Origin of the sequence: Alkalihalophilus pseudofirmus (genome assembly GCF_029094545.1) — a bacterium.
In the GTDB taxonomy this organism is placed as follows: Bacteria; Bacillota; Bacilli; order Bacillales; family Bacillaceae_D; genus Alkalihalophilus; species Alkalihalophilus pseudofirmus.
Genome location: NZ_CP117835.1, coordinates 3,605,640 through 3,621,103 on the forward strand (window position 1 = coordinate 3,605,640; position 15,464 = coordinate 3,621,103).

Genomic DNA, 15,464 nt, shown 5'->3' on the forward strand with positions numbered 1-15,464 from the left:
CCTCCTTGAATGTGAGTCCGCCCACGTCCTTGTGGTTGGAGCGTAATTTCGAGCCGTAGGACTTTGTTATCGGCCGCTAACTAGGTCCTCGTGCTTACAACTTATATATCGGTTTAAGTATTTAAAAGTTAAATAGTTTTAATAAAGTTTTTCTATATCTTTTTGACAGGAATGTGTCTGCTTTGTAGTTTTTATAATATGTTTAATGATTTCTACTTTTGAGTTAACCTTCAATTTCTTCTTAATTGAAGCAATATTATTATTTACAGTGTGGTAAGAGATGCACACGCTCTGAGCAATTTCAGTGGTTGTTTGGCCTTTGTATAAGTGGTAAATGATTTCTTTTTCAGTTTCATTTAGTTGAGAATAGGAAGTTAAATCAAGCGGTAATAAGAATTCAGATTTATAAGTCTCTGCAACTTGTTTAAGGATCGTAGTTTGAAAGGGTAAGGCTATATAGGGATAAAACTTTAATGCAGTCATAAATTCATCTTCTACTGTTTTTTTGCATGATGTGATGATACTTGCTTCTTGAAAGGAAAGGATTTGACTTACAATCGAGATTTCATTTTCTCTAAGTACCCAGATTACCTTCTCATTATTATTATCTTTCGTATCAGCATGTATTAACTCTCGCAGCACGCCTTCAACCCTTTTCACATCACAAAAAAAGTGGGCATGAACCTGTAAGTTTTCCGACTCTTTTGTCAATTTAGCTCTAATAATAGGAAAGACCATGGGATCAGTAGTCATGATCGTCACGGTCGCAATTGGGTTAATTAACTTTTTCATTATTTACTCCTTTATACACTTCTAGTACATCAGAATCAGCTACCCTGTCATCTTTAAATGTTTCAATATACAGCGGTGAAGTGGCTGTATTTAAAATTTCACCGTCTACATCAATATAGGGAAAAATAGGATTATGCAAAGGTATAAACTTAACCATACCTACCCTTCCGTCACTTAACACTACCTGGCTTCCGATTGATGATTGCATTATATGAAAGATAAACGTTAATGTTTTCTTGGGATCCAACTTTCCAAAGGTATCTGCTTGTAGCTGAATTAAAGCTTCATAGAAAGATAGTGCTTTTCTGTAAGGTCTATCAGAGGTCATGGCATGAAAACAATCAACGATAGCAATAATTTTTGCATATGGATGGATATAGTCGGATTTTTTCTTATGAGGGTATCCAGAGCCATCTTCCCTTTCATGGTGCTCAAGAGCCGCTCTACTAACATCCTCTCCTACTTCTTGAGCTTGTAAGATCTTATAACCAAAAGTAGTATGATGTTGCATCACTGCAAATTCATGATCAGTTAATCGGTTTTCTTTATTTAATATATTAGTAGGAATGCGTGTTTTTCCTATATCATGAAGTAATCCACAATAGGCAATACGATTTACTTTCTCTTTAGAATAACCTAACCATCCTGCAAGTTTTGCTGCTAGCATTGCAACAGCAATATTATGACGGAACGTGTAGTCATCATGACTTTTCATATTCAGCATAAGTGTTTGGATATCAATTTGCTCTGTAATCATTATCAAAGTTGGAACCATTTCCTCTTCTAACTTCTTAACAGAATCACTGTTTTCATCCAAATAATTAAATTCATTTTTAAATATGAAAATTTGTTCATTCATCATGTCAGAAAAGAATTGCCTAGGACCTTGTAGAAATTGAGTATAAGAGGAAATCGAAATATTAAAAGCAGTCAAACGTTCAACCTGCTTTAGAGTTAGGATAGAATCTTTTTTTAGTAGTAATCCGTGACTAGGAGTGTGTATATCCTCTGTTAATTTATAACCAATATATCGTTTATTCTCATCAAACACTGTACGCATCTCCTGCTCTTGATAATTTTAAAATCAAGCCGTTTTAAATGCTTTTAATTCCTCTAAAGTTAATTCAGATAAATTCTTTAACCCCTTAGAAGTTTCCTCAAGATGAATGACTGAATCCATCTGCTGTTCTCCAACTTCCATGATTTCTTGAGCATGTTTATTAACAAATATAGTTTGTTCTAAAGATTCATCAATGATGTCGTTAACGTGCTGAATAGCTACAGATTGCTGTTCTACTGCTGTATTTACGCTTAATGAATTCTCATTAATCTGCATATTCATTTCTTTAATCATTTTTAAGTGAGTCATTGCATCATCTGCCAGTGTATTTGTGTCTTTTATTTGGTTATTTACTTTTTCAAGTGATATTTTAGCTTTGCTCGTTACATCAAACGTTCTACCATTTAACGTAGTAATTTGTTCAGCTGCTTCGGCACTTTCATATGCAAGCTTTCTCACTTCCTCTGCAACTACTGCAAATCCTCTACCTTCTGCTCCTGCCCTAGAGGCTTCTATAGTTGCATTTAAGGCCAGTAAATTCGTTTGCCCTGAAATTCTCGTTATTTTGTTTACAAAGCTTGAGATTTGAATCGATTGCTGTTCTAGTTGATTCATTACTTCATTTAACTCATCACTTGCTTCTCTTAAGGTTGTTACCTTCTCCAGTACTTCACCTAAAGAATCATACCCGGTATTCGAACTAGAACTTGCCTTCTCAGTAGCTTCTAAAGCTATAGCAGTTGAAGCTGCAATTTCCTGAATAGAGGCACTTAGCTGCTGGATCGTAGCTTGCGTTCCATTAAAATTTTCACTTGAGAATTAGTATGCTTATTAATATAGTCAATACTTTGATTCAATCCATAAAATTGCTCCCTAGAAGTACGAGCAGAATCTAGTATATGAGATGCCTCAGTGTCTAATCCATTTGATTGTGCTTTTAATTGATTGAACAAGACTGATAGTTCTCGATTCATGTTGGACAACGCGTCTCCTATTTGCCTAAACTCATCATTTGTCCTAATCTTTACTTCTCCCGTAAAATCTAGTACTTTAATTTGATCGATTAAAACCATGATTTGACTCAATGGTTTCTTCACTAATAAAGTGACTAGTAGATAGATAAGTACAGAACCTATAAAAAAAGAGACTACAGCTGACGAAACGAATAAAAAACGAGGATCTACTATATTATTTAACAATCCCATGATGTATGTCCTTGCAAATGTTAAACAAAATAGTACAGTAACTAGAACAATCGTTAGCTTAGTAGTAATATTTAATTTCACGTTTGTACAAACCTCTCTTTTTTTGAAAATAAAACCATTTATATAATAGTTCATTTGTCTCATTTTGTCTATTGTTTTATTTAATTTCTACTATTAAATAAGAAAATCGTCCGATAAATATCAGACGATTGTTTTTTCAACCTATTTTCTGTTTAACAAAGTGAGTAATTATTTCTATCTTTGAATGTACGTTTAATTTGCGTTTAATCTTTACTATATTATTATTAATTGTATGTACAGAATTAAACGTTTGGGCTGCAATTTGATCTGCAGTTTTTCCTTGTAACAAATAATATATAATATCTTTTTCAGTCTGATTAAAATCGGTGCAGTCACCAAGACAAACCGATAAGTCCTCTCTTTTGTGAGGCTTATTATAGTTATATACCGTCATAAGAATATTCTTTTGAAAAGGTAAATCTAAACACGGATAGTATTTTATGGAATATTCGATTGATTGTTCCAGGGATCCGTTCTCTTTTGCAACTATACTTGCCTGCCCCATGAGTAGAATTTCTTCTGCGATTTCTTGTTCATTCTCACTTATAACCCAGATGTATTTCTTATACTGATCTTTTTGCTTCCTTGTGTTCTCCTTCATATCTTTTAAAAATTCTTTTATTTCACCTTCACTTTTTATACTTATATAATCAACTTTGATATATTGATATTTAGAGAAATATTCTTTGATTTTACCCTCTAAGGAAGCATCAGTCATTATAAAGGTGATGGACTCATTTGATATAGTAGTTTGCATGTAAATCCTCCCTCTTTTTACTGACTTATCTATTTATTCGACAAATCAATTCGACATCCTTGTCAAAATTTCGTATTACAAAGAATATATCATAAAAGAACCTTTACTACCATGAAATTTTACCTAAAATTCTTCTAAATACGACAAAAAAGAACAAATCTCACCAATTGAGTGAGATTTGTTCCGTTTAAGTGAAGTCTCCTTTAATAAAACCTTTTAATCCTTCTAAAGATACTTTCCTTCCGGCTTCATGGTTTTCTTTTTGAATTTCTAAATACACTTCTTTGCGATGAATTTCAATATTTCTTGGAGCATCAATACCTAGCTTAATTTGATCTCCTTCAATTGCCAGAATTTTAATCTCTATATCATCACCAATTTGAATAACCTCTTGTAATCGTCGTGTCAGAACAAGCATTTACGCCTCTCCTTTCACATGCTGATTAAAGATCTGATGTTTCGTGAGGTAGTCCGTGTTGCTTAGTAAGAGCTGCTTTCCTTTTTGTTTGGCAGCATTAATAATAACAGGTGCTTGCAGATTAGCGGTTGTCTTTTCAAACGGTTCTTTCACTGTCAGCATTACGAATGTCGCCACTTCTTCTTCCGATTGAATGTCTAGCTGCTCAATCGTTGAATCTGGCAGCTTCACTTGATAGCCCGGTACAAATTGAAATGGATTAATGACAATAAAAGCGACTTCTTGCGTGTTCGTTGATTGGAGCACATAAAATGGCGTCCCTTCTTCAAATGGAAGCAAAACAAAAGACTTTTCTTCTTCAAATGCCGGAATGCCCTTTTCAAAACGAATCAATTGGTTCGCTTCTATTTCAATTGTCCCTGTATATTTGGTTTCAATCTTCAAATCTATCACACCTTTTGTCGATTTCTTCCTTTATGATAGCATGTCTTCTAGCAATCTCGACTTTGTTTAACAAGATTCTTAAAAATAATTAAAAAACTTTTAGAAATTTGAAGGAATTTACAAACTTATGTAGAAAATTACATTATACCTAGGAAAATAGTCCGCTATTTCACTAGGTACCTTCCCCATACGACTGGTTGAACCGTTTGGGTGACCAATCGGCAGCCTGCCTCACATTCTTCAAAATGCCTTCTCAAACGTTACGTATTTCCAATTTAAATGACTTAATTAAGGATTTTTTTAGAATAGGTGTAGTGTGTTCATTCCTTTATTTTGGTGTGTTTAAATGGAGGTATGTAAGGTTTGGCGGAGACATGCTGCGGAATGAGGGGCAAGTCGTTAGTTACAGGTGTTGAAGACTGTTCAAAAGCAGTGCCCCGAACAGTACTGACAGACCTGGCGAGAGACTGCAATCCCCTGCAGCTCTCTTGCAAACTGTCGTCCTATAAGCTTGAATCAACAGCAGCTCCAACGGCTTGAAAGGAGATGCTATTTTTTTGTTTTACATACGTTTCGGTCTGCCATTTCGGCATATGGATGTCCGGCTCTCTACGGTTCACTTTAATATCAGTCTGATGATTAGGCACGCGGAAGCTAACCTGCGCTGGCTCAAAATGAATTTTGGTACTCGAGACAGATCTAGGCATGTTCACTGTTTGAAGCTGGCCTTGGGGCTTTTCGCTATTAACTTTAGCTAATCTACCTAAGGCTCCAAAGCCATTTTCTATTTTCATCATTTGATCGCCGTGTTGACGTCTTTTTGTAAGATGTTCAGCTGCTTTTTGTTGAGCTCGTTGATAAAATTCATCAGCAAGACGAAATGGAGTTTTCAAATTAGCCTCAGCAAAGGCTTGTGTTTGATCAATAGATAGCTCAGCAGATTTTGTATTAATCTCAATCATCCCTGTATGAGTCTGTCTAATTTGCAGGTCAGCGTTATGCTGTTTGATTTGAGGGTGAGATCTGTTAGCTCTGATACCGATATAAGCATCTGTCGATTGAATGGCTATATGCGGGACTCTCACAATGTACACACCCTCTCTATCTTAACGTAAGAAGTCTATTAATGAAGGTTGAATCACACGTGCACCAACAGCAAGTGCGGCACGGTGGACGCTTTCTTGAGTCGTGAGGTCAATAATCACTCTCTCAAGGTCGACATCTTCGTTATCAGACATAATTCGTTTTGCAAATACATTTTGTTCCATGAGACGGTTTTCGATCATTTCGACTCGGTTCACACGAGCTCCAAGTTCAGCACGCTCGGCTACTAGATAATCAATATGGCCAAACATATCATCAATATAACCTGTTAAATCCTTGCCCTCTAAACTTGGATTCTCAAGTGCCTGTTCAAGACGAATGATATCCCCAAATAATGCTGTACTAAATACTTTAGAAGCATCAATATTGACAGGTATTGTTACGCCTTTCATTAATTCAATCTCCACAGTCTGCGTGTTTACAGAAACAGCAGCTCTATCAGAGACCACTATATCATCTTGGCGTATAACCTTTGTAATTGGCTCAGTTGCTCCAATTGTTTTATTAGGCTCTGAGAAAGTAACATTTCCATCTTCCTCTACAATAAGCTGATAAGCCTTTTGCTCAAAGCCCTCTTCCCCAAATACAGGCTCTTTCCCTATTTGCCGGATATCTTGGAAGATACGATTTCCATCTCCACTCTCGCCTACATATCTAAAAGTTTGTCCCCCATAGGTAACATTATATTGATCTAGATTTTCAGCAGCACTATTATTCAATACTGCTATGCCTAGGTTCATTTTAGAATCATCAATAATAGGTGGATTTGTCGTATTTGTGCCATTAAAAATATACTTGTTACTCACTTTGGTATTAGCCAGCGATTGTAAATGTTCTCGCAGCTGCTTTACCTCTTTTGCTATATTCGCTCTTTGCGTTGCTTCGTACGTATCATTTGACGCTTGCGTAGCTAACTCGCGAATTCTCTGGACCGTTTGTGTTGCCTCATCGAGTGCAGAATCAGCAGAATCTACCCAGTTGTAAACTTCTCGTAAGTTGCGTTGAAATTGCCCCACTTCGGTTACCTGGGAACGATAACGCATACCTTTCATTGCTACCACTGGATCTTGTGAAGCTTTTGTAATACGTTTGCCTGTAGCAAGCTGGTCTTGAAGGTTTGCTAAACGGTTATAACCTTGACTAATATGTTTTAATGAGCTTGTGGAAAGCATCATCTGTGTAACTCGCATGAACGTCTACCTCCTATCGACCAACGACACCCATACCGTTAATAATGCGATCGAGCATTTCGTCAACCATTGTAATATTTCTAGCTGCTGCATTATAAGCATGCTGGAATTGAATCATCATCGTCATTTCTTCATCAAGAGACACATTACTCACTGACTGTCGTTGAAACTCAACATTCCCACGCAAACTTTCTGAGCTGCCGAGCATACGGCCCGCTTCTTGAGTTTTCACGGCCATTTCACCGATAACGCTTTGATAAAAGCTTTTAATCGTAGCGGTTTGACCATTAAAATTCATTAAAGTATCTTTTGCATTCGACATTAACAGGGCGTTTGATCCATCTCCAGAAAACGACTTAGGAATGTCTGGATTTCTATAGCTGCCGTCATCGGATAATAACTCGCGAATTCTCTCGTAATTCTTAGGGAATTCTTTCATCAAGGTTTCATATTCCGCACGTGCATCAGTAGTTAAGGCGTCCTTATTAACGCCGGCAGCTGTGATTTTGTTCAAATTGCCCATAATGTCAGAGTGCACCTTAAGTGTAGCGGCTGCATTAGCGGGATCAAATTCAAAGAAAGCTCCCCCTAATTCTGAAGGTTCTCCTACTGCATTAAGAGTAAATCCTATCGAGTGAATATTGTTCATTTCTGTCGCAAATTGAAGAGCCATCTCGTTTAAGTTAGTAAGCATCTCAGGATAAGTGCCTTTAGTTGAGCCATCTGCACTTATGTAACCGAATGCTTCAATCAGCGCCTTTAATTCTCCTCTTGCAAGTTTGTCAAACTTAATACTCTCATCATCAGTTCCGTTACCATTAATATCGACAAATGTGAGCTCATTAAAAGCACCTTCGGAATAGTCCATTTCTTCATTGAATTTCTTTAGCGCTTCTCCATTTGTACCATCTATTAATTGAAGCTTCTCACCATTAGGAAGCTTCATAAAAACAGATACAGCCCCTTCAGCAACATTATTTGGCTGTCCGCTGCTTTTTTCACGCTTTGTCTCAATGTCAACTATTTGTGAAAGCTGGTCTAGAATTCGGTCCTGCTCATCATATAAATCATTAGGTACATACCCATGAGGCTCTGCTGAGCGTATTTGTTTATTGACATTGTTCAGCTGTTCTAAAAGTGAGTTCGCGGCTTTAATTGTCACATCAATTTCAGCTTTATAATCATCTTGAACCGTTGTTAATGAACTATTAAGATATTGAAATGTATTAGCAATTTCCTCTGCACGACGTCTTGCTACAGCCCTGGCACCAGAGTCATCAGCATCCCCATTTAAATCCTGCATCGCGCCCCAAAATTGATCGATCAAAGATGCTAACCCTTGTTCTGAGGGTTCATTTAAGATCCCTTCCATACGCGTAAGCGACTCATACTTCGCCCCATAATAGCCGGCTTTATTATTTTCATTTCTAAATTGCACATCGAGAAAATGCTCTCTTACACGTTGAATAGACCCTGCTTTTACTCCTGTACCAAGGTGACCCGGAAGCATCGGACGATTCATTCCTACGTTTGGATACGGTTCTGTCTGTGTGAAATTAACACGCTGGCGCGTATAGCCAGGTGTGTTCGCGTTGGCAATATTATGACCGGTTGTATGCAAAGCGTACTGCTGGGTCATCATCGCACGTCTTGCTGTTTCTAATCCGTGAAAAGTTGATTTCATTTCTGCTCCTCCACTTACTTAAGCTTTCGAATCAAAGGCAGAGCGGCTGTAAAGCTCTGTTTGTTCTTGTTTATCTGTAGGGTGTTGATAGTGCACATCTTCTGATTGCGGCACCATGAGGTCAAGGGAAAGGTTAACAAAACGCAAAGATTCTTCGATTAACTCTTTGTTTTGTTGGTTCATCTCAGAAAGCCTGCTCACTTCCTGGAGCAGTGCTTGCTGCAGTCTTTCTATCATGAGCCGGTCTTCACCCTCTGTATAGGTAAGCAGCGTTTGAACCGTCGCGTCTTCTCTGCCCTCTCCCTTATGCATCATAAACTCCTCGGCTGCCCTTGCCCGCTTGGCATCTGCCGCTTGTACAGCACGAATCAGCTTGGCTTCCTCACGAACAACCTGGCTGAGAGCATTCATGTCATTGGCTTTAATCGCACCCGGCTTCTGCAGTGCTTTCTTATTCAATTCTTGATGAAGCTTTAACAGCTCCGCTAATGCTTGAATCACCAGTTGTGCTGACATGATACTCACCTATCCTCTTATTTATCGTTCCAGAACTCATACATTTTCTTCGCTACAGCTTCTGGATTCACTTTGTATTCCCCAGCTTCGATCTGCTTTTTAAGCGCCTCTACTTTTTCTTCGCGCGCTTTTTCAATCGGATTACCTTTTTGCCTCTCTAATGCTTCTGTCGAAATTTCAAGCTTATCAACTTTCTTCTTCGCACCTTGAAGCTTTTCTGATGTGTCTACTTGTTTTCTGTACGGATTTTGCTGGACGGACTGGTATGGATTAATCTTCATCATTTTCCCTCCTTTGGCTCTACGTAACTGACATAAAAACGTACCGATTGGCTCATACAGCTTATATCGGCACGTGTCTTGTCTCTGTTAAGGATTATTTATCAAGCCGGTCATCTAAAGAGTGGTACGTTTTATTTTTCGCACGTTCTTCAGCTTTCAAATTTTCTTCTATCCGCTCTTTAAACTCTTTCTCTTTTGCAAGCTGATCTAAACCACCTGTTATATTTCCTTTACAGCTTTCACAAATCCGGCCTTGTTGAATAAGCGTGCCGCACGATTCACACGGGTAGCCCATGTTCGGAAAATGCGTGACAAGAATACGTCCTTCTTTCACAAATTGATGAATTTGCTCTAGCGGCACCTCTGTCTGCTCATGTACCTCGCGGATTGAAGCCATCCGGTTTTGTTTACGCCGCATAAATCGTGAAACTCTATCGTAATTTTCCTCTTGTTCTTTATAGCATGTGTTGCAAATAGGACGGAGTGCCTTCACAAAAATTGTCCCGCACTTAGGGCAATTGGCTACATTTTTCATAATCCGCCTCTCCTCTCTTACCATCTCATTATACCGTATGCTGACGTTTCTTACCTAGCCAGCGTTAACGATTCCACATGCTCGGCGCCGTGCTTCTTTAATACAAAGGCTGCCTGCCGCACTGTTGTTCCTGTAGTATATATATCGTCAAGTAATACGACTTTTTTTAGGGTTTTCAGTGAATCTATTCCACTCTGTATATAAAAAGGAGATTGGTTGACTTGAGAGATTCTCGCGTAGCGGTTCTTCTTGCTTTGCTGCTCACTTTCCCTCCTTCCCAGTGTTACAGTAGGAGCAAGCCACTCCTTTGATATTAGCTCCACTTGATTAAAACCGCGAGCATGAAGGCGTTCGTTGCTCAATGGCATGAGAACAGGCGAATAGTCTCTAAAGTTTTTAGCATAAAAGCTATTCAGTTTTGTTGAAAAATAGCGTCCAACCTCAGCATCCCCTTGGAATTTATATTGAGCGAGCCACTCTTTCATCGTCTCATTATATGCGTAAAGCGAGGTGTTTTTCACAAGCAGATCTTTTGCTGTTTTGTGCTGGTTCCATTTACTACAATCAAGACAGAAGGCCTTAGCAGAGGATCGCCACATATCTGCGAGTACACGGCTGCACAACTCGCATTGCTCCCCATTTAATAGTTCTAGCCCCTCTTCACACCTCTCACATACTAACTCTTCCTCACTATCTAAAAAGATCGCACTCCAGCTCAGCTTAGCACGCGTTTTCTCGTGACAAATTAAACATCTCACAACCTATACCTCCCTCTTGTTCATCCAGTTAATCTGCGCTCTTGCCCGCACCATTGCATCAGTCTTTCCGTAATGCAAAAAGGTGACATCACCCGTTGGCATCTTGGCACTCCTCCCCACACGGCCTGCAATTTGAACAAGCGCCGATTCTGTAAACACATGATCTTCCGCTCCAAGCACAGCAACATCCAGGTTGGCAATCGTAATCCCACGCTCAAGAATCGTTGTCGTTAGCAAAAGAGAATACTCTTCGTTTCTAAATCTTTTTACTTTATCATGCCGTTCTTTATCTGCTGCATAGACCGCTTCATGTTTAATAGATTGAGAGGCTAATAGATGAGAGACTTCCTTTAACACTTCAACTGAGGGGAGAAATAAGAGGGTAGGCTTTTTCGCTTTAAGTCTTTCTTGAAACCACTTCATCAAAACAGGAGGGAGTTTCTTTTTCTTAAGGCGTGTCCGCCAGTTGCCGCACCAGGTGAAGTTTGGGACTGGCAGCGAAAAGCCATGGTAACGCCTCGGTACATAAACGATTTTCAGGTTAGGAATTTTTCTAATTTGAGTGGTAGGGGTGGCTGTTAAATAGATAAGACTTGATTGAGGTTTTCTTGCTTGTTGAATCGCATATTGGAGACTTTTGTCGTAACTAAACGGAAAGGCATCGACTTCATCCACAATCACCACATCAAAGCTTTTGTAGTAACGCATCACTTGGTGGGTGGTGGCGATGACAAGCTGGGCGTTTTTGTGCTGGTCTTTACTGCCGCCGTATAGGCTTGCTATCGCTATAGAAGGGAAGACAGCACGGAGTCGTGGGGATAGCTCTTTTACCACATCCACACGCGGTGTTGCAATCAATACTCTTTCACCTTTATTGATAGCCGCTTCGATTCCTTTAAAAAGCATTTCTGTTTTTCCTGCTCCGCACACGGCCCACAGTAAGAGCGAACTCTTCTTTTCTACTGCTTTGATCACAGAATTAGAAGCTTTCTCTTGAGCCAGGGAAAGTTCGCCTTCCCATTTTAAAGAGGATGAGTGATTGAGAAATGGAGTTTTATCAGAAATTGCGAGGTGGATTAGAGGCTTACATTCTTGAACTTTACCTAGTTTAATGCAATGGCGGCAGTACAAGCAGTCCTTCTGACACGTGTAGCAAAAATGAGAGGCGAATAAACTGCGGTCACGGTTTCCGCACCGTACACAGCTGGGGATAGACTGTTGATAAAGGATTGCAGGGGATTCTATTAATGTACCATTGTGGATAAATAAATCTAGTTCATGTTTCGGAAAAGGGATTTCTGTTCTCAGCAGGCGCTTGCCTGTAATAAATGTGAGTAAGTCGGTGGACAAGTGGGATCACCTCGGAGGATTAGTTAACAATTGGGGTAATTATAAGAAGAAAAGCATGAAACAACGGGTGCTGCTCCATGCTCAGGTTAATGTTTAGCGGGATAATTTATACCAAGAAACCCCTAGGCTTCCTTCGCCTAAATGCGTACCTATCACAGGACCGAAATGGCTGATGTCTACATCGACATTTTCAAATTTCTCTTGGATTTCTTTTGCAAGAGTTTCAGCAGACTCTAAGCGGTTGGCATGGATCACAGTCACCTTGAAGGCACCGCCTTGTGTCACATCTTCTTCTAGCAGCTGGCAAATACGCCCGACAGCTTTCTTCTCCGTACGAACTTTTTCAAACGGTACAATGCTTCCTTCTTCAAAATGAAGGATTGGTTTAATCTTTAATAGATTACCGACTACAAGCTGAGCTGCGTTTAAACGGCCGCCGCGGTGTAAGTGCTGGAGACTGTCTACCATGAAATAGGCTTTAAGTGTTGTTTTGATCTCTTTTAGATGAGCTAGTATGGATTTCGCATCCGCACCTTCAGCTGCCATCTTCGCTGCTTCAAGCACGAAATAGCCTTGAGGGGCACAGCTGATTTCAGAGTCAAATCCCTCTATCGAGATATCTTCAACCATAGTCGCAGCACTCATTGCAGACTGGTATGTGCCACTAATTTTGCTAGATAAATGAATTGTGATAATTTCTTCATAGCCTTGATCTTTCAGTTTCTCAAACGTCTCGACAAAATGGCCTATTGCCGGCTGTGATGTCGTAGGCAGTTTTTCTGTATTCTTTAACAGTTTATAAAACTCGCTCGTCGTAAGGTCGATTTCTTCTTGATAAGAATCTTCACCAATAACAACATTTAACGGTACCATCTCTATTGCATATTGATCTCTAATGTCTGACGCGAGATATGCGGTACTATCTGTTACAATTGCGACTTTATTCATACCTAATAGATCCTCACTTTGCTTTCCCATCTTGGGAAGATTCATTTCTCTTATACTCGTATTCTCTCCTATTAAATGTACCGTTAATTCTACTAAGATACAAGAGGAGAGATAGTCGATTTATGCAGGGATATGGAAATGCGTCTGTTCAGGTGCTGATTGCGTCGGTTGAGCTGGGAATAGCGCCGGTGCCTGGCTTTATTGCGTTACTTCAGCATATTATTGCGCGGATTGACAGTGATTGCGTCAGTCTAAGGCTGAATTGCGCCGGTGTAGCGAGAGATTGCGTCACTCCCAGCTTTTATTGCGTCAACTGAGCACTCAGTCCCATTGTTTGCACTCCTTAAAGTCTTCCTTTCCAACCAAAAACAAGAGATACCAATAAGCGGTACCTCTTGTCCACCGTACGAATTAACGAACGATGACATATCCTTTTTTAATCGCTTCGACTACCGCTTGAGTACGGTCGTTTACGCTCATTTTTTGCAGGATGTTACTTACATGGTTTTTAACCGTTTTTTCACTAATATATAGTGATTCACCGATCGCACGGTTGCTTTGGCCGTCTGTCATCAGCTGAAGTACTTCACACTCACGACGAGTTAAAATGTGAAGAGGCTTTCTGTATTCGACTTCACGGAAGCCGATTGACTCTTCGTATTTATCGTCCTCTGTAGCCAGACGACGGTATTCTTTAATTAAGTTATGTGTTACTTTCGGATGAATGTAGGATCCGCCTGAAGCAACCACTTTAACAGCTTCAATTAGAGCGCCTGCATCCATTTCTTTTAATAAGTAGCCTGATGCACCTGTTTTAAGTACATGAGTGACATACGTTTCATCATCATGAATGGATAGAATTAATACTCTTACATTCGGATATGCTGCAACAAGCTCACGCGTTGCCTCTACTCCGTTTACTTTAGGCATATTAATATCCATTAAAATGACATCAGGACGATGCTCATCTACAAGAGCTCTTGCTTCAGAACCATCTTCTCCATCTGCTACAATTTCAAATTCCGGCTCCATTGCTAGGATTCGTTTTACACCTTCACGAAATAGCTGGTGGTCATCAATTAGTACTATACGGATCTTTTTATTTTCGTTCATCCTTATCACCTCTCCGTTTACACGGTATTATCTTTGCCAATTACTAGTTCAATTAATCCATCTAAATCTTGATTTTGTACATTATTAATCGTTATGTTAATGGTACTGCAATGGAAATGAGGGTGCCGATATCAATTTTCGATTGAATCTGCAGCTCTCCTTTGAGCATGTTGACCCTCTCCCTCATACCCATGAGGCCAAATGATCCTTCTTTTAGTTTTGATGTATCAAATCCTGCGCCATCGTCTTTAATGATCATTATAACCTTTGTAGGCTTAATTTCAATTTTAACTTGGATTTCTGTAGGGTTCGCATGCTTATAGGCATTTTGTACCCCTTCTTGAATTAATCGAAACAACGCTACTTCATATTCTTCTGGAATTCGTTGATCACGGCCCAAATGCTGAAACCTGACAGCAATGCCATTGTGTTCTTCAAAATTTGCTAAATACTTCTTTAATGTAGGAATTAATCCTAAATCATCTAACGCCATCGGTCTCAAATCGTAAATAATCCTTCTCACTTCCGCAAGTGAACTTTTTACCATTTTTCTAAGGTCACGAATCTCATTTAGCGCATCTTCAATGCCGCGATCATGATAAATTCGTTCTATTAGCTCAGACCTAAGCAGAACATTCGCCATCATTTGAGCTGGTCCGTCATGAATTTCCCGGGAAAGCTTTTTCCGTTCTTCTTCTTGGGCCTCAATAATTTTAAGGCCAAACCTTTGCTTTTCCCTCGCATCTTCAATAACTTCGCCTACTTGCTTCAAATCACTGGATAAGAAGTTGTAGACAACAGCCATTTGACTGGCTAATTGCTCCGCTCTCTCAATCGTTTCATTTAAATTAATCAGCCTTCGTTCGATATGGTCACGACGCTCTCGAAGTTTAATTTCTTCTTGCTGCAGTACGGCTACCTGCACTTGAAAATCATTTGCCTGTTCGTATGCCGATTTCACCTCTTCATGACTATAACGATCGAACGCTTTACTTACTTCCACTAAGCGATTTCTCGCAAATTTTGCATGTAAATGAGTACGATCTGTTCTTTCAATAACGCCGGCCACTTTCATTCTGACATCCTGAAGCTCTCTTTGAAGCGATTGATACTCCTGCCTCGATTTTTCACCAATGTCAAAGATCTGTTCCCGGCTTTGACCCACCGTCTCTAATGTTTGATCAATTATCTTGTCTAACATGTTCTTGTCAGTCAAGGCTCTCACCAA

Annotated in this window: 18 protein-coding genes; all 18 read right to left on the minus strand. The window is 39.4% G+C overall.

Annotation, left to right across the window (positions count from 1 at the left end; translation table 11 throughout):
- Positions 1-138: 138 nt before the first annotated feature.
- Complete coding sequence (locus PQ478_RS18970) at positions 139-792, minus strand: helix-turn-helix transcriptional regulator (RefSeq protein ID WP_289235178.1); 654 nt, start codon at positions 790-792, stop codon at positions 139-141.
- Positions 776-1,843, minus strand: a complete 1,068-nt coding sequence (locus tag PQ478_RS18975) for an HD-GYP domain-containing protein (protein WP_289235179.1) — start codon at positions 1,841-1,843, stop codon at positions 776-778. Before PQ478_RS18975 ends, PQ478_RS18970 begins: the two co-directional genes overlap by 17 nt.
- A gap of 33 nt (positions 1,844-1,876) precedes the next feature.
- Positions 1,877-2,467, minus strand: coding sequence for a methyl-accepting chemotaxis protein (locus PQ478_RS18980; protein ID WP_435521056.1), 591 nt, complete (start codon positions 2,465-2,467; stop codon positions 1,877-1,879).
- Positions 2,468-2,622: 155 nt separating this feature from the next.
- The gene (locus PQ478_RS18985; RefSeq protein WP_289235180.1) at positions 2,623-2,937 is read right to left on the minus strand and encodes a hypothetical protein; all 315 of its coding nucleotides are present in this window, start codon (positions 2,935-2,937) and stop codon (positions 2,623-2,625) included.
- Positions 2,938-3,274: 337 nt separating this feature from the next.
- A complete protein-coding gene (locus PQ478_RS18990; RefSeq protein ID WP_289235181.1) occupies positions 3,275-3,895 on the minus strand; it encodes a helix-turn-helix transcriptional regulator in 621 nt (206 codons plus the stop codon).
- Positions 3,896-4,082: 187 nt separating this feature from the next.
- Entirely contained in the window at positions 4,083-4,313 is a 231-nt protein-coding gene (gene csrA, locus PQ478_RS18995; RefSeq protein ID WP_289235182.1) for a carbon storage regulator CsrA, read from the minus strand.
- Entirely contained in the window at positions 4,314-4,757 is a 444-nt protein-coding gene (gene fliW / locus PQ478_RS19000; protein ID WP_289235183.1) for a flagellar assembly protein FliW, read from the minus strand.
- 503 nt (positions 4,758-5,260) lie between these two features.
- The gene (locus PQ478_RS19005; RefSeq protein WP_289235184.1) at positions 5,261-5,842 is read right to left on the minus strand and encodes a DUF6470 family protein; all 582 of its coding nucleotides are present in this window, start codon (positions 5,840-5,842) and stop codon (positions 5,261-5,263) included.
- 21 nt (positions 5,843-5,863) lie between these two features.
- A complete protein-coding gene (flgL, locus tag PQ478_RS19010) occupies positions 5,864-7,051 on the minus strand; it encodes a flagellar hook-associated protein FlgL (RefSeq protein ID WP_289235185.1) in 1,188 nt (395 codons plus the stop codon).
- A gap of 13 nt (positions 7,052-7,064) precedes the next feature.
- Complete coding sequence (gene flgK / locus PQ478_RS19015) at positions 7,065-8,735, minus strand: flagellar hook-associated protein FlgK (RefSeq protein WP_289235186.1); 1,671 nt, start codon at positions 8,733-8,735, stop codon at positions 7,065-7,067.
- 18 nt (positions 8,736-8,753) lie between these two features.
- A complete protein-coding gene (locus PQ478_RS19020; protein ID WP_289235187.1) occupies positions 8,754-9,251 on the minus strand; it encodes a flagellar protein FlgN in 498 nt (165 codons plus the stop codon).
- 17 nt (positions 9,252-9,268) lie between these two features.
- A complete protein-coding gene (flgM, locus tag PQ478_RS19025; RefSeq protein ID WP_338012369.1) occupies positions 9,269-9,535 on the minus strand; it encodes a flagellar biosynthesis anti-sigma factor FlgM in 267 nt (88 codons plus the stop codon).
- A 91-nt stretch (positions 9,536-9,626) separates the two neighbouring features.
- Positions 9,627-10,067, minus strand: a complete 441-nt coding sequence (locus PQ478_RS19030) for a TIGR03826 family flagellar region protein (protein WP_289235188.1) — start codon at positions 10,065-10,067, stop codon at positions 9,627-9,629.
- Positions 10,068-10,117: 50 nt separating this feature from the next.
- Entirely contained in the window at positions 10,118-10,825 is a 708-nt protein-coding gene (locus PQ478_RS19035) for a ComF family protein (protein ID WP_289235189.1), read from the minus strand.
- Between the two features lie 3 nt (positions 10,826-10,828).
- Positions 10,829-12,175, minus strand: coding sequence for an ATP-dependent helicase ComFA (locus PQ478_RS19040; RefSeq protein WP_289235190.1), 1,347 nt, complete (start codon positions 12,173-12,175; stop codon positions 10,829-10,831).
- Between the two features lie 93 nt (positions 12,176-12,268).
- Positions 12,269-13,123 (minus strand): DegV family protein, encoded by an 855-nt coding sequence (locus tag PQ478_RS19045; protein ID WP_354004541.1) that lies wholly within the window; start codon positions 13,121-13,123, stop codon positions 12,269-12,271.
- 411 nt (positions 13,124-13,534) lie between these two features.
- Positions 13,535-14,236: a response regulator gene (locus PQ478_RS19050; protein ID WP_022629155.1), complete on the minus strand. Its 702-nt coding sequence runs from the start codon at positions 14,234-14,236 to the stop codon at positions 13,535-13,537.
- A gap of 91 nt (positions 14,237-14,327) precedes the next feature.
- Positions 14,328-15,452, minus strand: coding sequence for a sensor histidine kinase (locus PQ478_RS19055; RefSeq protein WP_289235192.1), 1,125 nt, complete (start codon positions 15,450-15,452; stop codon positions 14,328-14,330).
- Positions 15,453-15,464: the final 12 nt, after the last annotated feature.